This is a genomic window from Flavobacterium gelidilacus DSM 15343 (genome assembly GCF_000422685.1).
GTDB lineage: Bacteria > Bacteroidota > Bacteroidia > Flavobacteriales > Flavobacteriaceae > Flavobacterium > Flavobacterium gelidilacus.
In genome coordinates, this window is the sequence record NZ_AUGN01000011.1 from 134,432 (window position 1) to 156,761 (window position 22,330).

The 22,330-nt window shown below is 30.1% G+C and carries 23 protein-coding genes; 19 read left to right on the plus strand and 4 right to left on the minus strand.

What is annotated here, in order from left to right:
* Window positions 1-36 precede the first annotated feature (36 nt).
* The 14 genes from gcvH to G507_RS0107060 all read left to right on the plus strand — a co-directional run bounded on the left by gcvH (window position 37) and on the right by G507_RS0107060 (window position 10,545).
* Window positions 37-417 carry a glycine cleavage system protein GcvH gene (gcvH, locus tag G507_RS0106995; protein WP_026716834.1) on the plus strand — a complete coding sequence of 127 codons (381 nt, stop codon included), beginning with the start codon at window positions 37-39 and terminating at the stop codon, window positions 415-417.
* Between the two features lie 34 nt (window positions 418-451).
* Window positions 452-775: a VanZ family protein gene (locus G507_RS0107000; RefSeq protein ID WP_051191514.1), complete on the plus strand. Its 324-nt coding sequence runs from the start codon at window positions 452-454 to the stop codon at window positions 773-775.
* A gap of 45 nt (window positions 776-820) precedes the next feature.
* On the plus strand, window positions 821-1,564 hold the full coding sequence (locus G507_RS0107005) for an energy transducer TonB (RefSeq protein ID WP_026716836.1): 744 nt from the start codon (window positions 821-823) through the stop codon (window positions 1,562-1,564).
* Window positions 1,565-1,666: 102 nt separating this feature from the next.
* Window positions 1,667-2,443, plus strand: a complete 777-nt coding sequence (locus tag G507_RS0107010) for an energy transducer TonB (RefSeq protein WP_026716837.1) — start codon at window positions 1,667-1,669, stop codon at window positions 2,441-2,443.
* A gap of 64 nt (window positions 2,444-2,507) precedes the next feature.
* Window positions 2,508-3,251 (plus strand): deoxyribose-phosphate aldolase, encoded by a 744-nt coding sequence (deoC, locus tag G507_RS0107015; RefSeq protein WP_026716838.1) that lies wholly within the window; start codon window positions 2,508-2,510, stop codon window positions 3,249-3,251.
* Window positions 3,252-3,261: 10 nt separating this feature from the next.
* Window positions 3,262-5,355: a hypothetical protein gene (locus G507_RS0107020; RefSeq protein WP_026716839.1), complete on the plus strand. Its 2,094-nt coding sequence runs from the start codon at window positions 3,262-3,264 to the stop codon at window positions 5,353-5,355.
* Window positions 5,356-5,478: 123 nt separating this feature from the next.
* Entirely contained in the window at window positions 5,479-6,378 is a 900-nt protein-coding gene (gene cyoE / locus G507_RS0107025) for a heme o synthase (protein ID WP_026716840.1), read from the plus strand.
* A gap of 11 nt (window positions 6,379-6,389) precedes the next feature.
* Window positions 6,390-6,968 (plus strand): cytochrome c oxidase subunit 3, encoded by a 579-nt coding sequence (locus G507_RS0107030; RefSeq protein WP_157496504.1) that lies wholly within the window; start codon window positions 6,390-6,392, stop codon window positions 6,966-6,968.
* A gap of 45 nt (window positions 6,969-7,013) precedes the next feature.
* Complete coding sequence (locus tag G507_RS0107035; RefSeq protein ID WP_026716842.1) at window positions 7,014-7,979, plus strand: cytochrome c oxidase subunit 3; 966 nt, start codon at window positions 7,014-7,016, stop codon at window positions 7,977-7,979.
* 21 nt (window positions 7,980-8,000) lie between these two features.
* Window positions 8,001-8,351 carry a cytochrome C oxidase subunit IV family protein gene (locus G507_RS0107040; RefSeq protein ID WP_026716843.1) on the plus strand — a complete coding sequence of 117 codons (351 nt, stop codon included), beginning with the start codon at window positions 8,001-8,003 and terminating at the stop codon, window positions 8,349-8,351.
* Between the two features lie 79 nt (window positions 8,352-8,430).
* On the plus strand, window positions 8,431-9,081 hold the full coding sequence (locus G507_RS0107045) for a hypothetical protein (RefSeq protein ID WP_026716844.1): 651 nt from the start codon (window positions 8,431-8,433) through the stop codon (window positions 9,079-9,081).
* Complete coding sequence (locus G507_RS0107050) at window positions 9,081-9,707, plus strand: SCO family protein (RefSeq protein ID WP_026716845.1); 627 nt, start codon at window positions 9,081-9,083, stop codon at window positions 9,705-9,707. The genes G507_RS0107045 and G507_RS0107050 overlap by 1 nt, the downstream gene beginning before the upstream one ends.
* A 33-nt stretch (window positions 9,708-9,740) precedes the next feature.
* Window positions 9,741-10,277: a DUF420 domain-containing protein gene (locus G507_RS0107055; protein WP_026716846.1), complete on the plus strand. Its 537-nt coding sequence runs from the start codon at window positions 9,741-9,743 to the stop codon at window positions 10,275-10,277.
* The gene (locus G507_RS0107060) at window positions 10,267-10,545 is read left to right on the plus strand and encodes a hypothetical protein (protein WP_026716847.1); all 279 of its coding nucleotides are present in this window, start codon (window positions 10,267-10,269) and stop codon (window positions 10,543-10,545) included. The genes G507_RS0107055 and G507_RS0107060 overlap by 11 nt, the downstream gene beginning before the upstream one ends.
* Window positions 10,546-10,562: 17 nt before the next feature.
* Here the strand turns inward: G507_RS0107060 and G507_RS0107065 are convergent, their stop codons facing one another.
* On the minus strand, window positions 10,563-11,954 hold the full coding sequence (locus G507_RS0107065; protein WP_026716848.1) for a DUF4403 family protein: 1,392 nt from the start codon (window positions 11,952-11,954) through the stop codon (window positions 10,563-10,565).
* Between the two features lie 104 nt (window positions 11,955-12,058).
* Between G507_RS0107065 and G507_RS0107070 the strand changes: the two genes are divergently transcribed.
* From G507_RS0107070 to tsaB, 3 genes are all read left to right on the plus strand, one after another.
* The gene (locus G507_RS0107070; RefSeq protein ID WP_051191515.1) at window positions 12,059-13,381 is read left to right on the plus strand and encodes a TolC family protein; all 1,323 of its coding nucleotides are present in this window, start codon (window positions 12,059-12,061) and stop codon (window positions 13,379-13,381) included.
* Window positions 13,382-13,384: 3 nt separating this feature from the next.
* Window positions 13,385-14,692 carry an efflux RND transporter periplasmic adaptor subunit gene (locus G507_RS0107075; protein WP_026716850.1) on the plus strand — a complete coding sequence of 436 codons (1,308 nt, stop codon included), beginning with the start codon at window positions 13,385-13,387 and terminating at the stop codon, window positions 14,690-14,692.
* 119 nt (window positions 14,693-14,811) lie between these two features.
* Entirely contained in the window at window positions 14,812-15,471 is a 660-nt protein-coding gene (tsaB, locus tag G507_RS0107080; protein ID WP_026716851.1) for a tRNA (adenosine(37)-N6)-threonylcarbamoyltransferase complex dimerization subunit type 1 TsaB, read from the plus strand.
* A 1-nt stretch (window position 15,472) separates the two neighbouring features.
* Here tsaB and G507_RS0107085 read toward each other — a convergent pair whose 3' ends face one another.
* The gene (locus G507_RS0107085) at window positions 15,473-16,297 is read right to left on the minus strand and encodes a mechanosensitive ion channel family protein (protein WP_026716852.1); all 825 of its coding nucleotides are present in this window, start codon (window positions 16,295-16,297) and stop codon (window positions 15,473-15,475) included.
* Window positions 16,298-16,447: 150 nt separating this feature from the next.
* The gene (locus tag G507_RS0107090; RefSeq protein ID WP_026716853.1) at window positions 16,448-16,648 is read right to left on the minus strand and encodes a dodecin family protein; all 201 of its coding nucleotides are present in this window, start codon (window positions 16,646-16,648) and stop codon (window positions 16,448-16,450) included.
* Between the two features lie 164 nt (window positions 16,649-16,812).
* Between G507_RS0107090 and G507_RS0107095 the strand changes: the two genes are divergently transcribed.
* The gene (locus G507_RS0107095) at window positions 16,813-19,056 is read left to right on the plus strand and encodes an inorganic phosphate transporter (protein WP_026716854.1); all 2,244 of its coding nucleotides are present in this window, start codon (window positions 16,813-16,815) and stop codon (window positions 19,054-19,056) included.
* A 49-nt stretch (window positions 19,057-19,105) separates the two neighbouring features.
* Here the strand turns inward: G507_RS0107095 and G507_RS0107100 are convergent, their stop codons facing one another.
* A complete protein-coding gene (locus G507_RS0107100) occupies window positions 19,106-20,005 on the minus strand; it encodes a NifU family protein (RefSeq protein ID WP_026716855.1) in 900 nt (299 codons plus the stop codon).
* 99 nt (window positions 20,006-20,104) lie between these two features.
* On the opposite strand from G507_RS0107100, the gene G507_RS0107105 reads away from it, so the two are divergent.
* On the plus strand, window positions 20,105-22,330 hold a 2,226-nt coding region (locus tag G507_RS0107105; protein WP_026716856.1), incomplete at its 3' end, for a choice-of-anchor L domain-containing protein.

The window sequence follows — 22,330 nt, forward strand, 5'->3', positions numbered from 1 at the left end:
TTATAAAAATTTAATTTTGCTTAAAATTTAAAACAAATGAACTTTCCAGAAAATTTAAAATACACAAAAGACCACGAATGGGTTAGTGTTGATGGTGATGTAGTAACAGTTGGTATTACAGAATTTGCACAAAAAGAATTAGGTGATATCGTTTATGTTGAAGTTGAAACTTTAGATCAAACTTTAGATAAAGATGAAGTGTTTGGTACAGTTGAAGCTGTTAAAACGGTTTCTGACTTGTTTTTACCAGTTTCAGGTGAAATTATAGAATTTAATGATTCTCTAGAAAGTGAACCAGAAAAAGTAAATAGTGATCCTTATGGAGACGGTTGGATGGTGAAGATTAAGATATCTGATGCTTCTCAATTAGACCAATTATTAGATAGTAATGCATACAAAGTATTAGTTGGAGCGTAAGTATTATATTTGGCTAACCTTAATTTGGATTGTAATGATAACAATTCTTAGTCTAGTTAGTTTTGAAAAAAATACAATTACAACCATTCAAAATACTGATAAGTTAGTTCATTTCTCATTTTATTTTATGTTAACATTTCTTTTATTAAGAAGTGTTAAAAGAAATATGAGGTTTAAATATTTGATAGTTATTGCTTTATCTTTTTTTTATGGCATAATTATTGAAGTTATTCAGAAGTATTTTACTGTAAGTAGAAGTGGTGATATTTATGATGCAATTGCAAATTTAACAGGTATAATTTGTGCCGCTTTGTTAAATTATTTCATCCTAGAAAAGTTTTCTTCTACTAAAGTTTAAAAAGTTTAAATTATTATTTATATTCGTACTCTAAATTAAATAACCATGCAACCTAAAAAGAATCCTAACGTTGACGCGAAACGAAATAGTTTGTTGTATTTCCAAATTGGATTGGCAGCCATTACTATTTTAACATATATCGCTATAGAAGTTAAAACTCCAGATCCAGTTATTATAGTTGAAAAACCAAAAATGGTAGATAATTTTATCGATGATGAAATTATTCCATTAACAATGCAAGTGCAAAAAGCACCACCACCACCACCACCAGCACCAGAAGTAATTCAAATTGTTGATGACAAAGTGGTTATTGAAGATAAAAAAATTGAAACTACAGAAACAAACGAAAAACAAGAAGTTGTTGTCGTAAAAGCATCAAATGTTGGTGAAGTTACTGGTACTGTAGAGGATATAGATGTTGATGTGCCTTTTGCAGTTTTAGAAGATGTTCCTTTGTTTCCAGGTTGTGAGAAAGTGCCTAGAAGTCAGCAAAAAGAATGTTTTATGGAGCAAATGAACAAGCATATTAAAAAATATTTTGAATACCCTTCAAGAGCAAAAGAAAATAGTGTTCAAGGTCGTATTACTGTTTTGTTCGTAATTGATAAATCAGGTAATGTTACTAACCTTAGATTAAAAGGAACAGGTAAAAAAGATAGTGAATTATTAGAGGCTGAAGCTGAAAGAATTATCAAAAAGTTACCAAAGTTTACTCCAGGTAAACAAAGAGGTAAAGCAGTTGGTGTAAGTTATGCACAACCTATTTTATTTAAATTAGAAAATAGATAAAATTTATATATTTTTAATTTAATCCCAATCTTGTTAGATTGGGATTTTTTTTGGCACATAATTTGATTATTGTTATGTAATTAACTTTTAAAACAAATTATTATGAAACCAAATGTTAAAATGATAGACAAATCTAAAAACAGCTTTATTTATTTTCAATTAGGATTAATTGCTGTGATGGTATCCGTGTTATTTGTTTTAGAATATAATTTTGAAACAATAGAGAATAATTTTGCTCTTAAAAAAGAAAGAATAATAGATTTTGAAAAACCTTTTATATATAGTCCAGCAAAAGAAGCAAAGGCTGTAGAGACAGTTAAAAAAACTGTCGTAAAAACAATTATAAAACCTGTTGCTCCGCCAAAAGTTATCAATCAATTTGTAAAAACAAAAGATGATGTTAACGATGATGTAATTAAAGATGCTTCTCATCAAGATTCAAATACATCTGTTTCAACTGATGTTGGTAAAAACGAAGAACCAATAGACGAAAACTCAGGAGTTGGTAATAAAGAAGAAAAAGCCTTTGTTGTTGTAGAGTTTTTGCCAAGATTTCCAAGTTGTGAAAATGTTTCTAAAGCAGATCAAAAATCTTGTTTTGATGCACAGTTGAAAAAAGAGATTTTCAAACACCTGAAATATCCTGAAAGAGATTTAAATAATAAAAAAGAAGGTACTGTTTTTGTTCAGTTTGTTGTAGATGAAAATGGTAATTTTACTTCAATAAAATCTGCAGAAAATAACAGAGCAACAAATGACATGAGAATAGCTGTAGAAAATGCAGTAAAAAAATTACCAAAGATTATTCCTGCTAAACAAGGTAAAAAAGATGTAAAAGTTATTTACACTATACCTATCTCGTTTAAGATTGGTAAATAATGATTATAAAGTCCCTTTTTTAAAAGGGATTTTTTTATTTTTATAGCCAATTAGAATTTCAACCATGAATATTAAGCAATTTCTCGACTCTACCTATTTAAAAACTGCACAACAAGCTTCGGTTTCAGAAACTGAAACCATTGAAATTAACAAAAAGAGTATTCAAGAGGCAATAGATTATAATTTCAAACTAATTATGATTCGTCCCGAAATTGTTTCTATGGCAAAAAAAATGATTTATGAAGCAAATTCAAAAGTAACCATCGGAACGGTTATTGATTTTCCTTTAGGTCAAAATGCATTAGAGTACAAACTCAAAGAAGCTCAAAAAGCAATTGATAATGGTGCTGATGATTTAGATTTTGTAGTGAATTATGAAGCTTACAAAAAAGGTAAAATTGACTTAGTAAAAGAACAAGTTGCAAAATGCACAGCCTTAGGTTTGCAAAACAATAAAAATGTAAAGTGGATTATTGAAGTTGCTGCTTTAAACGATTCACAAATTATTGGATTATGTACGCTTATAAAAAATACGGTGATTTCAAACTTCAAAGAAAATCAATACGATAATGTTTTTGTAAAATCTTCTACGGGATTTTTTCAAACGCAAAACAATCTGCCAAACGGAGCAACAATCCATGCCATCAAAATAATGCTTGAAAACTCATTTCCTTTGCCGGTAAAAGCTGCTGGTGGAGTTAGAAATTATGAAGAAGCAATTGAGATGATAAAATTAGGAGTGAAACGTATTGGGACATCTTCAGCAAAAGCAATTGTAGAAGGTTTAGATTCAAAAAATGGTTATTAAAATAATTAAAATGAAATATAGAATTATATTTTTTCTAGTGTTGGTTGGCCAAATTGTATTAGCACAAGAAAACAACAATGAAGTTTTTCCGCAATTTAAAAGTTGTGAAGACAATCAAGTCTTAAGCAATAAAGATTGTTTTTACGAAAATCTTCAAAAACATATCTTATCCAATTTTAAAATTCCTGAATCTGCTAATTCTTACAATGGCAAGGTTTATGCGCTTTTTGAAGTCGATACCATTGGGAAATTTAAAATTCTTTATACAGAAGCCTATTCTGAAGATTTAAAAAATGAAACAAAACGTGTTTTTGATTTGTTAGAAAAGGTTAAACCAGCAACATATCAAGGAAGAAAAACTTATGCAAAATATACTATAACTATCCCAATTCCACTAGATTCTACTTTTGTAAGTATGGCTAATCAAAATAAGGTAATTGAAAAAAATAAAAAAACGGAGAAGTTTGCCGAATTAACAGAATATGAAGATATAAAACTTCAAGAATATAAAAACAGTATTTATAAAGGAAACAATAATTTGCCTTTTACACATGCTAATTACGCTTATTTCGATCAAAATTTAAATCTTGTAGGCAGTAATAATCATACAGCTTCAAAACCTTATTCTTATGCCGAAGTTGCTAAATATTATGATTTTGATGCTGAGTACGAAAAAATCAAAAAAGATAAAAAATCATGGTGGGGTAGAAAGCTATGGAATGAAAACCTTGTAGCTATTCAAGGAGATGGTTATTGGTTTACAATAAATCCAATTCTAAACCTAAACGTAGGGAAAGATTTTGGTAGCGATAACAATTATACATACGTAAATACAAGAGGAGTTTCTGTAAACGGGCAATTAGGGGAACAATTAAGTTTTTCTACACAGATTTATGAATCACAAGGTTTATTTGCAGATTATTATAATGAATACGCTAATAACATAAAGCCTTCAGGTGGAAATCCTGCCATAATTCCTGGAATTGGAATTGCAAAACAATTTAAAGACAATGCATATGATTTTCCGTTGGCCGAAGCAAATATAAAATATACACCAAGTAAATTTGTTGATTTGCAATTGGGCTATGGAAGAAATTTTATAGGGGATGGTTATCGCTCATTACTTCAAGGTGATGGAACAAGTCCTTATCCATTTTTTAAAATCAATACTTCGTTCTGGAAAATTAAATATACAAATACTTACATGTGGTTAAAAGATGTTCGTCCGGAAGCTACAATTGATAGAACGTACACTACCAAATTCATGGCGAATCATTATTTAAGTTGGAATGTTTCTAAACGAATGAATATTGGTTTCTTTGAAAGTGTAGTTTGGGGAAATGACAATGATAGAGGGTTTGACGTCAACTTTGTCAATCCTATTATATTTTATAGAGCCGTTGAATTTTCATCATCTTCAAGATCTGGAAATGCTTTATTAGGATTAACAACTAAATATAAGTTTAACAACAGTATTAATTTTTACGCGCAATTTTTGTTAGATGAATTTTCAATTGGTGATGTAAAAGCTAGAGATAAGAGTTGGAAAAACAAATTTGCCTATCAAATAGGAGCAAAGTACTATAACGCTTTTGGAATTGACAATCTTACTTTACAGTTAGAATATAATAGAATTAGACCTTATGTTTATGCGCACAGTAACGTGATAACCAACTATGGTCACAATAATCAAAGTATGGGCCATAACTGGGGAGCAAATGCAAGTGAGTTGGTCGCAATTGCTAGATATAATAAAGGGAGGTATTTTTTGCAAGCTAAAATTAATTATGGTTTTCAAGGTTTAGATTATACAGATGGTATAAATAATAACAACTATGGTGGAAATATTTATTTGAATTATGATGACAACAGACCTTTTGATAGAGGAGTAATAGTAGGGCAAGGAAATAAAACTACCTTAATCATTGCAGATTTTCAAGCAGGATATATTCTAAATCCATCTTCAAACATGAAAGTTTTTGCCAATTTAATGTTTAGAGATTTTAATCCAACAACAGAAGATTTAATTACAAAATCCTCAACAACGACTTGGTTTTCTGCGGGATTAAAAACAGATTTGTTTAATTGGTATTTTGATTATTAATCGATTTTTTTTAGGAAATTATTATTTCAATTAAAACAGATGTTAAATCAATGTGTTTTGTGCTATAAATAAAAAATCTTATCACTATCTTTGCACTCGATAAAAAAAGACAATTATTTTATTTTGAGTTCATCAAATCAACCACTTACTAACCCTTCACTATTCAGTGTTTTTACGGCAATTACAAAAGCCCGTTTAACCATTAGTGTAATGTTTTCAACCTTAGCAGGATATGCTCTTGGAGTTGATCATTGGAATAGTAGTGCATTAAAAGTTTTGTTGTTGCTTTCAATTGGTGGTTATTGTATGGTTGGAGCTTCAAATGTTTTCAACCAAATTATTGAAAAAGATTTAGATGCCTTAATGGATAGGACTAAAAATCGACCGTTACCTTCAGGAACAATTTCAAAAAACAATGCTTTTATACTTGGTTGTATCTTGACCGTTTTAGGATTAGCAATTTTATATTCAGTTAATCAAAAAACAGCACTTTTTGGAGCTATTTCTATATTCATGTATGTGAGTTTATACACACCTTTAAAAACAATAACTCCTTTGTCTGTTTTTGTTGGAGCTTTTCCAGGTGCAATTCCTTATATGTTAGGATGGGTTGCAGCTACTGGGACTTTTGGAATTGAAGCGGGAGCTCTTTTTATTATTCAATTCTTTTGGCAATTTCCACATTTTTGGGCTATTGGTTGGTTTTTATTCGATGATTATAAAAAAGCAGGTTTTTTTATGTTACCAACAGGTAAAAGGGATAAGAAAACAGCTTTACAGGTTATATTATACACAATTTGGACCATTATTGCGTCTTTAATTCCGGTTTTAGGATTTACGGGTAAATTTCGTATTTCAATAGGTGCAGCAGTTATCATATTTTTGTTAGGACTTTGGATGTTGTTTTACGCTTTCAAATTATACAACAAAATGGATGCAACTGCGGCAAGAAAGTTAATGTTGGTAAGTGTGTCTTATATAACATTGCTTCAAATTATTTACGTAATAGATAAGTTTATTTAAAATAATAAATTATGATGACATTAGAAGAACAAGAAGCTAGAAAAGGAAAAACGTACAAAATGCTACTCCTTTTTGGAATGATTAGTATTTTTATGATTTTTGCTGGATTATCTAGTGCATACGTAGTTAGCAAATCTAGACCAGATTGGTTAAATGATTTTCAACTACCAAGTGCATTTATTTACAGTACAATTGTAATATTTATTAGTAGTTTTACTTTTTATGGAGCTTACAAAGCAATGAAATCAGATAACCGAAAACTAACAACAATTCTTTTGTTAACGACGTTGTCTTTAGGTATTGCATTCATTTTATTACAACTTGAAGGTTTTTCACAGGTTGTTGCAAATGGGTATTTTTTTACTGGAAGTGAAAGTAATGTTACCACTTCATTTTTGTATATTGCAGTCATTGTGCACATCGCACATCTTTTAGGAGGAATCATTTCACTATTAATAGTAATTTATAATCATTTTAAACAAAAATACAATCCCTCTCAAACCCTTGGTATTGAGCTTAGTGCGATGTATTGGCACTTTATGGATTTTATATGGATTTATCTGTTTTTATTTTTCTACTTTTACAAATAGAAAAAAAACAATAAATTTGAGCACTTTTTAACAATAAATTAATTTATGGAAGCAACAGTTACTTCACATGAACACGCTTTAGACGGAGGACCAGGACCAATGGGAGGAACCTATGGTAAATTGATGATGTGGTTTTTCATCGTGTCTGATGCACTTACATTTTCAGCATTTCTTGCTGCTTACGGGTTTTCAAGATTTAAATTTGTAGAAACTTGGCCTATTGCTGATGAGGTTTTTACTCACTTTCCATTTTTGCACGGTGTAGAAGCACCAATGTATTACGTGGCTTTAATGACTTTTATTCTTATATTTTCTTCTGTAACAATGGTATTAGCTGTTGATGCAGGTCATCAGTTAAATAAAGGTAAAGTCGCATTTTACATGCTTTTAACAATTGTTGGTGGTTTAATATTCTTGGGTTCTCAAGCTTGGGAATGGAAAAACTTTATCAAAGGTGAATTTGGAGCAATAGAAACAAAAGGAGGATCAATACTTCAATTTGTGGATAAGGAAGGTGAAAGAGTTGCATTGGCAGATTTCGCTGCACATCTACCTAAGGAAAGAGAGCAATTAACAAAAAGTAAAGCTTTCTGGTTTATTTCTGAAGATCCTTTGCCTACTTATTCTGTAGAAGAGGTTATGGAAGGTTTTAAAAATCATCCAGATATCTTAGTTAGAACAGAACAAATTGTGGATAAGCATAAAGTAGTGCTTTCGAGAGAAGAGTCTCTAAAAAGAATGGCTTCTGCTCATTATGTTGTCGAAGGAGCTAATTTGATTAGAAATGAATACGGTCAAAAATTATTCGCAAATTTCTTTTTCTTTATTACAGGTTTTCACGGTTTCCACGTATTTACTGGAGTATTAATCAATATTATAATCTTCTTCAATGTTTTATTAGGAACATATGAAAAAAGAGGAAGTTATGAAATGGTTGAAAAAGTAGGATTATATTGGCACTTTGTAGATTTAGTTTGGGTATTTGTATTCACATTCTTCTATTTAGTATAATAAAAATAAAGCATAGTAATTATGGCACACGCACACGAATCTAACACTAAAAGAATTTGGTTTGTATTTGGACTTCTTTCTGTAATAACAATTATAGAAGTTGCATTTGGTATTGTAAGACCAGATTTTCTTTTCAAAACAGACTTTTTAAAAATGAATTTATTGAACTGGTTGTTCATAATTCTTACAATTGTAAAAGCATATTACATCGTTTGGGCATTTATGCACTTAGAAGGTGAGAAAAAAAGCTTAAGAACTTCAATTGTTGCTCCATTGGTTTTTTTGATATTATATTTATGTTTCATACTGCTTATAGAAGGAGATTATATTTACGATATCTTTAAAACTGGAACAATAAAATGGAATTTTTAACATTTTAATATAAAAATTAAATCCCGATAAACATCGGGATTTTTTTATCTTTGTACTATACAAAAAATAAGTATTTAAAATGGGAAAGAAAATAATATTAATCATCCTTTTCATATTGCCTTTAGTTGTTTATATGTTTTTCGCAACGGGTGTAAACAAATTTGTTAATCTTCCAACATTAACAAAAAACGTTAATGAAATTCCGAATTGGAATTCTCTTTCAAATCAAAAAGTACAACTTAAAGAAAAAATTACAATTCTCGGTTTTTTGGGAGACGATGTCCTTACTGAAAAAGGAAATCTATTCAACTTAAATCAAAAAATTTATAATAAAAACAAAGAGTTTACTGATTTTCAAATTGTGATGATTGCTCCAGATGGAACACAAGATGATATAAAGTCTATAATTGCAGAACTTGGCTCTATTTCTGATTTGTCAGGTTGGAATTTTGTTTTTACTACACACGATTCTATTGCTAACTTTCACAAGAGTTTAAAACTTACCGAAACTTTAAATCCAGCTATTGGAACTTCAAATGTCTATATCATTGATAAAGATTTAAATCTTAGAGGAAGAAAAGGTAAAGATCTTAAAGGAGAGGAAGAATATAAAGAAGGGTATAATACAATTTCTGCTGCTGATTTGCATAACAACATGAGCGACGATGTAAAAGTTATACTTGCGGAATATCGTTTGGCTTTAAAACGTAACAATAAACGCAAAATCTAATGAAGAATAAATCATATATCGGAATTTCATTCATTATTTTAATTTTCGGAATTTGGGCTGTGCCAAAAATAATAGCTAAATTTCAAAAATCAGATTTAATGGAAATGGGACCAGTTCCCGATTTTTCTCTTACCGATCAAGATAATAAGACAATTACTAACAAAGATTATTTAGGTAAAGTATACGTTGTGGAATTTTTCTTTACAACCTGTCCAACAATTTGCCCTATAATGAATCAAAACATGCTTGAGCTACAAAAAGAGTTTTATGGTAAACCTGATTTCGGAATAGCGTCAATTACCATCGATCCAGATAACGATACTGTTGAAGTTTTGAAAGAACATGCCAAAGAATTAGGTGTTAAACATTACAATTGGCATTTATTAAGAGGTGATAAAAAATATGTTTTTGATTTAGCCGAAAAAAGATTCAAATTAAATGCTGGTGAAGATGAAAAAGAACCAGGAGGATTATATCATTCAGGTATGTTTGCCTTAATCGACAAAAAAGGAATGATCAGAAGTAGAAAAGACAGTTTTAATAATCCAATTTATTTTTATGACGGATTAGAACCAGCTGGAATTAAAGCAATAAAAGAAGATATTAAAAAACTATTGGAAGAATAAATTTCCAAGCTCAATAACAATAACAAATTTCGAATGGAAAAAAATAACATTGAGACAAAATATAACAAGTTAATAATTGCTTTATCCATTATAATTCCAATAGCTGTAGCTATTTTATTTGGTGTAAACTTACGTAAAATGGGTTTTGATGTGGAGCCATTGTCGTTTTTGCCTCCAATTTATGCATCTATAAATGGATTTACGGCAATTTTGCTGGTTTCGGCAGTAATTGCCATCAAAAATGGAAATAGGGTTTTACATGAAAGATTAATGAAGCTAGCCATACTTTGTTCAGTTTTGTTTTTAGTAATGTATGTTGCTTATCACATGACATCAGACTCTACAAAATATGGTGGTGATTTAGGCTTTATATATTATCCAATATTAATATCTCATATTATTTTATCAGTCATTATAATTCCTTTGGTTTTGATAACTTATGTTAGAGCTTTAGCCCAAAGATTTGATAGACACAAAAAAATAGCAAAAATTACGTTTCCAATTTGGTTATATGTTGCTGTAACAGGTGTTGTAGTTTATTTAATGATTGCTCCATATTATGCTAGTTAAAGAAAAAATAAAAAAGAGAAAAGAGAAAAGAGAAAAGAGAAAAGAAATTAGGTTTAAAACACCAATCTTCTTGCTTCTTGCATCTTTCTTATTGCCTCTAGCTTCTCAAGCTCAATGTGCCATGTGCAGAGCAGCTCTACAAAATAACGAAAACACAGTACAAGCAGAAGCAGTCAATGACGGAATTGTCTTTTTAATGGTGATACCCTATATTTTAGTAGCATTAGTTGGTTTTGCAGTTTATAAGTTAAAGTATGCTAAGAAGTAATTTATACCACATTGAATTTATTCCAATCCATCAATTTTAATATTCATTTTACCAGAAGTTGTAATGAATGCAATGATGGCTTTATTGGTTAATTCTACTTTTTCAAAATTAAAATCATCCAAAGAACCATTTACAAAAACACCTTTCATTGGGGAATAATTATTCAAATAAGGTTCCATGTTCTTTTTTCCTTCGTCTAAGTTTTCTTGAATAGAATAACGACAACTTTCTTTTATCTTATTTAATATGGTGCCTTGTAACAACCAATTTGCAGATTTTAACAAAACGCTTTTTGTATTTAAAACATAATTTAACTCATCAAAATAAATTTCTTTTGATAATGCATTGAAGTTAGGATAACCCGATAAATAAATAGTTCCATTCAAACTTCCTGTTAAGTCTAAAGCAATAATTATTTTTTTGTCTTTTTGCCAAATTTCAACATGTTGAACGGTTACTTTTCGACTTCCCGAAGCAAATTCTTGACCTTTAAAATTCTTAGTAATAATCTTTGAAGCACTTTGATAAGTTGAAACTGCAGCAACAGAAACTGTAACTTTATCTGGCATTTTTGCAACGGGCTTTAAAATTATTTTGCTTGCGTCATAATTATTTCTTGGTTCCATTCCAACCATGGTTTGCATGTCGCATTTTAAACCCATATCCATGGTTATTTTTCCGTTTTTTAATGCTGCATCTGTTACGTAAAGTTCAATCGGAATTAACTTAAACCAAGTTTCATAAGCATCACTACTCAAAAAAGGTTTGCTAATAACTCCTAAAGTTTCCAAAACTTGGGGTTTAAAGTCGCAAGATTTATCAATAGCATCATCGATCATTTTAGAAACTTTTGATTTAAAAATCGATAAGGTTGGATTAATGATATATGTTATCGGAATTTTCTTTCCAGCTACTAAAATACTAGGGCTTTCATTCCAGTTAAAATCTTTAAGTTTTGATGTTGTGGTTAGTTTCCAATTGTTTAAATGAGCTTTGCTTTCTAAAGTGATTGTTCCGTCTAAACTAATTTGACGCGTGTCATTCAATCCAAAATACTCTGTTCCATATTTAAATTGTGACCAAATTTTTAAAGGAATTTCAGAAGTGATAACTCCATTTTTCTCAGTTAACTTGATTTTTCCTGTCTTCCAAATTTTCATTTGCGTATTGTCGTCTTCTAAATTATCGTCTTCATAAATTAAACCCGATAAATTTTTGTTAAGTTGATTTTCAATTTCATTTACAGAAATCTCAACAGGCATAGCAATAAAAGAAGTCTTGTTTTTGTAAACCATTGGACTGTCGTCTGAAGGTAAAGGTTTTAAAGCTTCAATCTTCTTAGTGGTTGCACAAGAATTAAATAATGTAATTACAAAAAACACAGCTAATAAGCACACGAAATGTTTCATATTAAAAGAATAATTTGATGTAAAATTAAAATTTTAATTGTTTCCTGTAACATTTTATTGAAAATTTGGTCTTATAAGAGAATTCAGAATGTAATTAATACAAAATGATAACAAAAAAAATTATACTTTTTCTCTTGTTGGTTGGAATCCAAGTTTCCGCTCAAGATAAAAAATGGACACTTGAAGAATGTGTGGATTATGCCATTAAAAACAATATTTCCATCAAACAATCGGAGTTGGATTTAAAAACTTCAGATGTTGAAAAAATGGAAGCTATTGGAGGATTTTTGCCAACTTTGAATGCAAATGCTTCTTACAGTATGAATACTGGAGCAAGTATTAACCCTGTGACAAACCAGTTTCAAAATCAAACCTTCAAATCATTTTCAGCTTCAGCTAATTCAGGAGTTGTTTTGTTTAATGGTTTAGCTAACTGGAAAACACTACAGCGTTCAAAGTTAAATCAAATAGCAAATACTTATCGTTTAGATAAAATGAAAGATGATATTGCACTTTCTGTTGCAAATTCTTATCTGCAAATTTTATTTAATAAAGAGCAATTAAAAGTTTTAATTAATCAAAATTCTATCACTAAAGATAATTTAATTAGAACACAACAATTAATTGATGCAGGTTCATTACCAGCTGGAGATATTTTTGAACTTCAGGCAACAGACGCGACTCAACTACAACAAATTATTAGTGCAGAAAACACCCTTTTGATTTCTAAAATTGCCCTAAGTCAAATGTTATTAATTGAGAATTATGCAACTTTTGATGTTTCTGATGAAGAGATAGATTTACCTATTACAGATTTGAGTAATGAAACACAGCAAACTATTTTAACCAAAGCAAAAGAATCTGTAAATGATATTAAAATTGCCCTTTCAAATGTAGATATTGCTAAAAAAGATGTTTCTATTTCAAGATCTTCTTATTTGCCTACATTGTCAGCATTTGTTGGTTATAACACACGTTGGTCTGAAAGCACTCCGTTTAATTTTGCCGATCAGTTATCATTGTTTGATGGAACAGCGATTGGATTACAGTTAAATGTTCCAATTCTTAATGGGTTAGCCACAAGAGGAAGAGTTCAAAGAGCAAAAATAAATCAAGAACGTTCAGAATATCTGTTACAACAAGCAGAATTAGATCTAGAAACTAGCGTTTATCAAGCTTATAATGATGTAATTAATGCCAAAAAGAGTTACGAAGCTGCTCAAAAGACATTAAACGCACGTAGTCAGGCTTTTAAATTCTCAAAAGAAAGATATGAAGTAGGATTGTTAAATACTTTTGATTTTTCTCAATCATCAATAGCATTTGACAATGCGCAATCAGAATTATTAAGAACAAAATACGATTACATTTTTAGAACTAAAATTTTAGAGTTCTATTTTGGAATACCATTAATAAATAAACAATAAATCATGTCAAAAAAAACCATTTTTATAGTATTAGGAATAATTGTAGCCGTTGTTGCAGGAATTATGATCTTTGGAAAAGGAGGAAACGATGATACTAAAATTGTTGAAGTTGCAAAAGCAAATAAGATGACAATAGTTGAAACTGTTTCCGCTACAGGAAAAATTCAACCAGAAGTTGAAGTTAAAATTTCGTCTGAAGTTTCTGGAGAAGTAATTGCTTTGCCAATAAAAGAAGGTCAACAAGTTAAAAAAGGAGATTTGTTGGTAAAAATTAATCCAGACATATATGTTTCTGGAGTAAACAGAACAGCTGCTTCTGTATCTAATACAAGAGCTGGTTTGACTCAAGCCGAAGCTCAAGTTAAAGAAGCTAAAGCTAATTATGACAGAAATAAAACGTTATTCGATAAAGGAGTGATTTCTAAATCAGAATGGGATAGAATTGTTTCTGCCTATGAAGTGGCTGTTGCCGGTAAACAATCTGCCTATTATAACGTACAAAGTGCAAGTGCTACTTTAACAGAAGCTAGAGATAACCTAGGGAGAACAACAATTTATGCTCCAGCTGACGGAACAGTTTCTTTACTTTCTGTAGAATTAGGAGAGCGAGTTCTAGGAACACAACAAATGGCTGGTACAGAAATTCTTCGTATTGCTAATTTAAACAATATGGAAGTGGAAGTTGATGTAAATGAAAATGATATTGTTAAAGTAAGTATTGGTGATGAAGCAGATATTGAAGTTGATGCTTATTTGAAAAGAAAATTCAAAGGTACAGTTACAAGTATTTCAAACTCTGCAAGTACAGCTTTAACAGCTGATCAGGTAACTAACTTTAAAGTTAAAATTAGAATCGAAAAAGATTCATATCAAGATTTATTGGAAGGAAAAGCTGTAAATTATTCTCCTTTTAGACCAGGAATGACCGCAACAGTTGATATTATAACAAAAACTAAAGTTGATATTGTTGCTGTTCCAATTAGTGCAGTTGTTATAAAAGACGATACAACTTCTGTTAAAAAAGATATTTTAGCTGAATTAGAAAAAGAAGATCAAGAGAAAAAAGGAACAGCTCCAAAATCGGATCAAAAATTTGAATGTGTTTTTGTAAAAGTTGGAGATGTAGCTAAACTGAGAGTTATTAAAACAGGAATCCAAGACGATACAAATATCGAAATTATTTCAGGATTAAAACCAGGAGAAGAAATTATCGTTGGTCCTTATACAACAGTTTCAAAAGAATTAACATCTAATGATAAAGTTCGATTGGAAAACGCAGATGATAAAAAAGCGAAAGCAAAGGATAAATAAAAAATTCTAATTTCAATAAAAAACAAAAAAGCATTTCATTAACTTGAAATGCTTTTTTGTTTTTAGAAATTTTTAGAACTAAATATAAAGGTTGTATTTTTGTACCGAAACAAACAACTATGGCCTTAATTTTAAATATAGAAACAGCTACAAAAAACTGTTCGGTTTCCATTGCAAAAGATGGAAAAACGATTGCATGTAAAGAAATTGCAGAGCAAAACTTTTCTCATGCGGAAAAATTACATGTTTTTATAGAGGAATTATTAAAAGAGAATAATTTAAAATTTAATGTTTTAAAAGCAGTCGCTGTTAGTCAAGGGCCAGGGTCCTATACAGGTTTGCGAATCGGAGTTTCGTCTGCTAAAGGATTGTGTTATGCTTTAAGTATTCCAATGATTGCAATTGACACACTTGAGTTATTAGCAAGAAAAATTTCTATTACAAATGGATTAATTATTCCAATGATAGATGCAAGACGAATGGAAGTATATTCGGCTATTTTCAATGTAGATTATATAAAAACAAGAGCAGTAGAAGCGGAAATTATTGATGAGTATTCATATTCAGAAATAAATGAAACAATTCATTTGGTTGGTGATGGAATTGCAAAGTTTAAAGATGTACTAACAGATAATAAATTTGTTTACCATAATGATAAAGTTTATCCATCAGCAAATGAAATGAGTTTCTTGTCGTTTGAAAAGTACAAAAAAAGCGACTTTGTAGATGTCGCTTATTTTGAACCTTATTATTTAAAAGATTTTTTAATAAATAAATAATCTATTTTACAATTTTCTTAATTTCAACTTGATGTGGATATGGAATTTCAATTCCTGCGTCATCAAAGGCTAATTTACAGGCCTCTAAAACTTCAGCACGAACCGTCCAATAATCTTCCGATTTTGACCAAGGTCTAATTGCGAAATCGACTGAACTATTGTTTAGTGTTTTTACAAAAACAGCAGGTTTTGGATCTTTTAATATTAATGGATGAGATTCTAATATATTAAAGACGACTTCTTTTACCTGTTTGAAGTTTGAACCATAATCAACACCAATCTCAAGATCTACACGTAAATTTCCGTTCACTGTAAAGTTAACAATCTTATCGTTAGATAAATTTGCATTAGGAATAATAGCTAGTTTGTTTTCTGGTAAAGTTATATATGTAGAAAACATTTTAATTTCTTTTACGGTACCTATTATGCCTTGTGCTTCAATTACATCGCCAACTCTAAATGGTTTTAGTAAAATAATTAGAACACCACCAGCAAAATTAGATAATGAACCTTGCAAGGCTAAACCAACAGCTAAACCAGCAGCACCAAGTATGGCAACAAATGAACTTGTCCCTATTCCTAATTGAGTAATTACTGTAATTAAAACTAAAATTCTCAATATCCAAAACACAAGGTTTCCAATAAATAATACTAGAGTAGGTTCAATTTCTCTTTTTCTCATTAATTTCTTAATAAGTTTTGTTATCATACTCGTTGCCCATAGTCCAACAAATAAAATAATTAAAGCGGAAATTAATTTTGGGGAATATTCTAATACGTAATTTTTAATGTAATCAAAATAGGTGGTAATTTCTTTTTCTGGCATAATATTTTTTAATTTTAACAAAGATATACTTTAAGATAAAATTGTCAAATTAAGAAGTGTTGAATGTGATTATATTAATAATAGTTTAACATTTTACAAAAAAAATGCCCTTACAGTAATAAGAGCATTTTTTAAATTTGAAAGTGATTGTTATTCAATTTCAAATGTTATTTTCAAGTTTACTCTAAATTCAGTAACTTCATTATTTTTAACGGCTGCACTTTGATCTTGAACATAAACCGAGCGGATATGTTTTAAAGATTTTCCTGCATGTGCAACTGCTTTTTTAGTAGCATCTTCCCAGCTTTTTTCTGAGCTTGATAAAATTTCTATTACTTTTAATACTGCCATTTTGCTTTTTATTTAAATTAAAAAATAAACTTGAAGGTTAAATATAACAATTTATAACTAAATTCACAAATTATTATTTTGCATTTTTTCAAATTGATAACATTGGCTTAACATTAATCCAGAATAGTTAGGGGAATTTTGCAACATTAAAAATTAAAGATTAAATGGAACAAATTTATATTGTAATGTTGGTTGCTTTAGCAATTTTGGCTTCAGTAGATTTAATGGTCGGAGTTGCAAATGATGCCGTAAATTTTTTGAATTCAGGTATTGGTTCTAAAGCAGTTTCTTTTAAAACATTAATGATTGTTGCAAGTATTGGAATAGCGTTAGGAGCTTTGTTCTCTAGTGGAATGATGGAGATTGCTAGAAGTGGAATATTCACACCATCCATGTTTACATTTAACGATGTAATGATAATATTTTTGGCCGTTATGGTTACTGATGTATTATTACTTGATATATTCAATTCATTAGGATTGCCAACTTCTACAACCGTTTCTATTGTTTTCTCTTTACTTGGAGGAGCAGTTTGTTTAGGTACTTATAAACTAGTTTCAGGTGATGCTGATGGTTCTTTATTGCAATTTATTAATCAAGAAAAAGCAACAGAGATTATTACAAGTATTTTGTTATCTGTAGTGCTATCTTTTTCTATTGGAGGATTTGTACAATATATATCTAGAATATTATTTTCATTTGAATATGAGAAGAAAGTTAAATATTTTGGAGCTATTTTTGGAGGAATTGGAATTACAGCAATTACTTTTTTTATTCTTTTCAAAGGACTTAAGAGTTCTTCTTTTATGACAAAAGACTTGAAAGAATTCATGACAGATCACCAATTAATGATTATTGCAGTTAGTTTCGTTTTTTGGACTATTCTATCTCAAGTCTTAATCACACTTAAAGTCAATATTTTTAAAATTATAATTATTATTGGTACGTTTGCTTTGGCTTTAGCTTTTGCAGGAAATGATTTAGTTAACTTTATAGGTGTGCCAATGGCTGCCTTAGAATCATATCACATTTATGTTGCCAACGGTAGTGATGCAAATATGATGATGGGAGCTTTAGCGTCAAGCGAAATAAAAGCTAATTTTTGGCTTCTTTTATTAGGAGGCTTAATTATGGTTTACACTATTTGGACATCTAAAAAAGCGAAAGATGTTATTGCAACTGGAGTGGATTTGTCGAGACAAAGTGAGGGAACTGAGAAATTCGATGCCAATAATTTATCAAGAGTCGTTGTTAGAGGTGTTATGTATGTTGGTCAAGGATTAAATTATGTTTTGCCTAAAACAATACAATTAAATATTGACAAGCGTTTTGAAAAACCAAATGTAAAAATCAATAAGAATGATGCTCCTGCATTTGATATGGTTCGTGCATCTGTTAATTTAATGGTTGCAAGTATTCTTATTGCTATTGGTACTTCATTAAAACTACCTTTATCTACTACGTATGTTACTTTTATGGTAGCAATGGGTACGTCTTTTGCCGATAGAGCTTGGGATAGAGAAAGTGCAGTATTTAGAGTAGCGGGAGTGATTAACGTTATAGGAGGTTGGTTTATAACTGCTTTTGCTGCATTTTTAACAGCTGGTTTAATTACAATTGTTTTGCAATTTGGTAAAGTTTTTGCCTTTTTTGCTTTAATGATTTTGGTTACTATTTTGATGTATAAGAGTGCTAGAAATCATTCAAAAAAATCAAAAGAAAAAGAAGAAGATGAAACGCAATTAAATAAAGAGGATATTGTAACTATTCAAGAAATTATTTCTGAAAGTTCATCTCAAATTGCTAGAGTAATAAAGAAAACTAATGGTCTTTATTCTGATGTTGTTGATAATCTTGGACTTCAAGATTTAGCTAAGTTGAAAGAGAATAAAAAGAAACTTAAAAAACTAGAAAAAGAAGTTGACGAATTAAAGAACAACGTTTATTATTTTATTAAAAATCTAGATGAAACTTCAGTTGAAGCTAGTAAATTCTATATTCTTATTTTGGGATATTTACAAGATATGGTTCAATCAATTGGATACATCACTTCGAATAGTTATTCGCATATAAACAATAACCATAAGAGTTTGAAGTTTAATCAAGTTAGAGATTTAAAATCTATTGATATTGACTTGAAGAACTTATTTGAAAGATTAGAAATAAGTTTTAGCAAAGAAGATTTTACAAGTTTAGATGCTATTTTAAACGAAAAAAATACACTATTAGACGCTATTTCTTTACTTATCCAGAAACAAATAGCTAGAATTAGAACTACAGAAAATAGTCCTAAAAATAGTAAATTGTATTTCGGATTGCTTTTAGAAACAAATGACTTAGTAAAAGCGACTATGAATTTATTAGAGCTATTTAAAGAATTTAATGAGCATGCAAATAAACCTAAATAAAAAAAAGAGCCAATGAAAATTGGCTCTTTTTTTTGAATTTAATTTAGATTTATGCGTTTATAGCTTCAACAATTATAGCTTCATCTTTTAGCATATCTTTCAACATATTCTCAATTCCATTTTTCAAAGTAAATGTTGAAGAAGGACATCCACTACAAGCACCTTGTAAAATCACTTTTACGCGTTTCTCATTTTCATCATAAGAATCAAACATAATGTTTCCTCCATCTGCTTGAACGGCTGGTTTTACATATTCTTCAAGAATATTAATTATCTGTTGTGAAGTGATATCAAGTTTGTCAAAATATGCTTCTTGACTTTTTTGATGTGTTTCTGTTTTTGTAATTAAACTTTCGTCAATAACTGTTTTGCCAGATTCAATATATTCTTTTATAAAGGTTCGAATTTCTAAAGTAATTTCTTCCCATTCTTTTACGCCATATTTAGAAATAGAAATGTAATTTTCGTCAAAGAAAACTTCCTTTACAAATGGAAAATTAAATAATTCTTTAGCTAATGGAGATGCTTTAGTTTCGTCAATGTTTTTACACTCTAATGCAGTTTTTGTTAACATGGTATTGCTGACAAATTTTAATACATTTGGGTTTGGAGTTGTTTCTGCATAAATGCTAACAGGAATTTTCTTGTTGTCATCTGGATTAATTATAACAATTTCCCCACCATTTGTGATATAGGTTTGTATTTGTTCAGCTACTTCATCTTGCACATCTTTCCATTCTACAATAGAGTATTTTTCAATAGCAATAAAATTGCCAGAAATGTAAATTGTCTTTACAAAAGGCAGATAAAACAATTGTTTAGCTAAAGGAGAGTCTTTTGTTTCATCAATATTTTTGTATTCAAAACTTTTATTTTTAGTAATAAAATCTTCAAATTCAAATTTGATTATTTCTTTATTAGAGGTTGCTTTTATAGTTATGTTTAACATGATTAAGTTGTTTTTTTTGCAAATTTACTAAACTTATTTGCATTCTTTGTTTATATTTGATTTTTAAAACAAACAATTTTTCTGGTATAATTCCATTTTATGATGAAAAAAATTACGTTATTATTTATATTATTTTCTGCTTTTGTTGGTTTTTCACAAGCTATAACTGTAAATCCTGCTGCTGCTGGTAGTGGTGCAGGTTCAGTTCAAGATATAGTTCAAAATATATTAATTAACTCTCCTTGTGCTCAAGTATCTAATTTTCAAACACAAGGTCTTTGTGGTGTTGGTAGCTTTGGTTACACAGGGTCAAACTTTGGTTTTGCCGGTGGAATGATTTTGAGAAACGGAAATGTTAATTTCTCATCAGGTCAATATTCAGGCAACAATATTTCATCTGTCTGTTCAAACTTAGGTGATGCAGAATTGTTAGCAATTAGTCAAGCAAATGGTAATACAGGTGTCCTTACGGATGTTTCTTTTATTAAATTTAATTTTACTCCATTAACAGATAGTTTTAGTTTTAATTTTATTTTTGCTTCAAATGAATATGGTACATATCAATGCGATTATTCTGATGTATTTGCTTTTATACTTACAGATTTAACAACTGGAATTTCAACAAATCTTGCATTAATACCTGGTACTACTACACCTGTGTCTGTTACTAATGTGTGTGATACAGCTTTTAATACAACTTGTCCGTCTGTTAATCCAACTTTTTTTGACACTTACAACGTAGGTCTTCCTGCAGCTTCGACAGTTATGAATATGAAAGGTTATACTGTTGAAATGACAGCTTTTGCAAATGTAATTCCAAATAATTCATATAGTATTAAATTAGCAATCGGAGATTATGGTCCAACGTTTCCTGATAGTGGTTGGGATTCAGCTGTTTTTATAGAAGCGGGTAGTTTTAATGTTGGTACTGCAAATTTATCTTATCCTGTTGGAGTTGGCATTGAAACTTCTGACATGACTATTGCCAATGGTTTAGCTCCTTGTCCTGGAGATATAAGAGTGTTAGATACAGGTTTAAATCCAGCTAGTTATAACTTTGAATGGACTCTTGATGGAAATGTCCTTACTTCAGAAACAGGTCCAACACTTTCAGTTAGCAGCCCAGGTGTTTATTGTGTTAATGCTAGTAATGTTGGAAGTGGCGGGAATTGTTCTCAAATAGATTGTATTACAGTTGAGTATCAACCTGGCTTTGTAATTAATAACAATCCAAACAATTTGTTTAGTTGTGACAACAATTTTGATTTAAGCGAAAATTCTGTAACTATTTTAAATGGTTTAGATCCTTTTACTTATGATGTTTTGTTTTATGCAACTATGCAAAATGCCATCGATAATATAAGCCAAATTCCAGCACTCCAAACTACTACAGCAACAGTAACAACTTTTTATGTAAGAGTTGAGACCTTTGGAAATACTTGTGCTCAAATTACTCAATTTGATGCTGTAGTTTCTCCATGTCAAGCTAGTTCACCACCAGACATGATTGTCTGTGACGATATTACTAATAATGGAACTGAAACGTTTAATTTGACAACTCAAAATGCAGCAGTTTTGGGAGGTTTAACTGCGTCTGATTTTACAATAACTTATCATTTAGATCAAGCTGGAGCTGATGCAAATAATAATTTAGCTTTGCCAGCTACAGCCTACGTAGGAGGACCAAATCAAGTGATTTATGTCCGCATGGAAAGCAATGCAAATCCTGCCCAATATAGCACTACTTCATTTAATTTAATAGTAAATGCATTACCGACAGCAGCTATTGGTGCAAGTACAATTTGCTCTGGTCAAACTGCTACTGTAACAATTAGTGGAACACCTGGGGCTACTGTTAGTTATTTAGATTATTTAGGAGCTACACAAACTGTTGTTTTAAACAGTTCAGGTTCGGCAACAGTTACTACACCTGTTTTAACTTCAAATGCTACTTACTCTTTAGTTGACGTAACTTCAGTTGAAAATTGTACACGAGCTGTAAACGGAACAGCCACCGTAACAATTAATCCATTACCAACGGTTTCAATTTCGACTACTACACCTTCTATATGTTCAGGTACCTCTGCTACTATAGATTTTGCAGGAACGGCAAATGCTACGATTACTTACACGATTGATGGAGTTTCTAGTACGATTGTATTAGATGGATCAGGAAATGCTTCGGTAAGTTCTACTGCAACATCAACGTATTGTTTAGTGGGTGCTGCTTCAAATTCGACACCAGTTTGTACTCAAGCTTTTACGGATTGTGTTACTATTACAGTAATTCCTTTACCAACGGCTTCTATCACTGGAGATACAATT

Coding starts and splice junctions, on each gene's coding strand:
- gcvH (WP_026716834.1), top strand. CDS start 37: ATGAACTTTCCAGAAAATTTAAAATACACAAAAGACCACGAATGGGTT.
- G507_RS0107000 (WP_051191514.1), top strand. CDS start 452: ATGATAACAATTCTTAGTCTAGTTAGTTTTGAAAAAAATACAATTACA.
- G507_RS0107005 (WP_026716836.1), top strand. CDS start 821: ATGCAACCTAAAAAGAATCCTAACGTTGACGCGAAACGAAATAGTTTG.
- G507_RS0107010 (WP_026716837.1), top strand. CDS start 1,667: ATGAAACCAAATGTTAAAATGATAGACAAATCTAAAAACAGCTTTATT.
- deoC (WP_026716838.1), top strand. CDS start 2,508: ATGAATATTAAGCAATTTCTCGACTCTACCTATTTAAAAACTGCACAA.
- G507_RS0107020 (WP_026716839.1), top strand. CDS start 3,262: ATGAAATATAGAATTATATTTTTTCTAGTGTTGGTTGGCCAAATTGTA.
- G507_RS0107030 (WP_157496504.1), top strand. CDS start 6,390: ATGATGACATTAGAAGAACAAGAAGCTAGAAAAGGAAAAACGTACAAA.
- G507_RS0107035 (WP_026716842.1), top strand. CDS start 7,014: ATGGAAGCAACAGTTACTTCACATGAACACGCTTTAGACGGAGGACCA.
- G507_RS0107040 (WP_026716843.1), top strand. CDS start 8,001: ATGGCACACGCACACGAATCTAACACTAAAAGAATTTGGTTTGTATTT.
- G507_RS0107045 (WP_026716844.1), top strand. CDS start 8,431: ATGGGAAAGAAAATAATATTAATCATCCTTTTCATATTGCCTTTAGTT.
- G507_RS0107050 (WP_026716845.1), top strand. CDS start 9,081: ATGAAGAATAAATCATATATCGGAATTTCATTCATTATTTTAATTTTC.
- G507_RS0107055 (WP_026716846.1), top strand. CDS start 9,741: ATGGAAAAAAATAACATTGAGACAAAATATAACAAGTTAATAATTGCT.
- G507_RS0107060 (WP_026716847.1), top strand. CDS start 10,267: ATGCTAGTTAAAGAAAAAATAAAAAAGAGAAAAGAGAAAAGAGAAAAG.
- G507_RS0107065 (WP_026716848.1), bottom strand. CDS start 11,954: ATGAAACATTTCGTGTGCTTATTAGCTGTGTTTTTTGTAATTACATTA.
- G507_RS0107070 (WP_051191515.1), top strand. CDS start 12,059: ATGATAACAAAAAAAATTATACTTTTTCTCTTGTTGGTTGGAATCCAA.
- G507_RS0107075 (WP_026716850.1), top strand. CDS start 13,385: ATGTCAAAAAAAACCATTTTTATAGTATTAGGAATAATTGTAGCCGTT.
- tsaB (WP_026716851.1), top strand. CDS start 14,812: ATGGCCTTAATTTTAAATATAGAAACAGCTACAAAAAACTGTTCGGTT.
- G507_RS0107085 (WP_026716852.1), bottom strand. CDS start 16,297: ATGCCAGAAAAAGAAATTACCACCTATTTTGATTACATTAAAAATTAC.
- G507_RS0107090 (WP_026716853.1), bottom strand. CDS start 16,648: ATGGCAGTATTAAAAGTAATAGAAATTTTATCAAGCTCAGAAAAAAGC.
- G507_RS0107095 (WP_026716854.1), top strand. CDS start 16,813: ATGGAACAAATTTATATTGTAATGTTGGTTGCTTTAGCAATTTTGGCT.
- G507_RS0107100 (WP_026716855.1), bottom strand. CDS start 20,005: ATGTTAAACATAACTATAAAAGCAACCTCTAATAAAGAAATAATCAAA.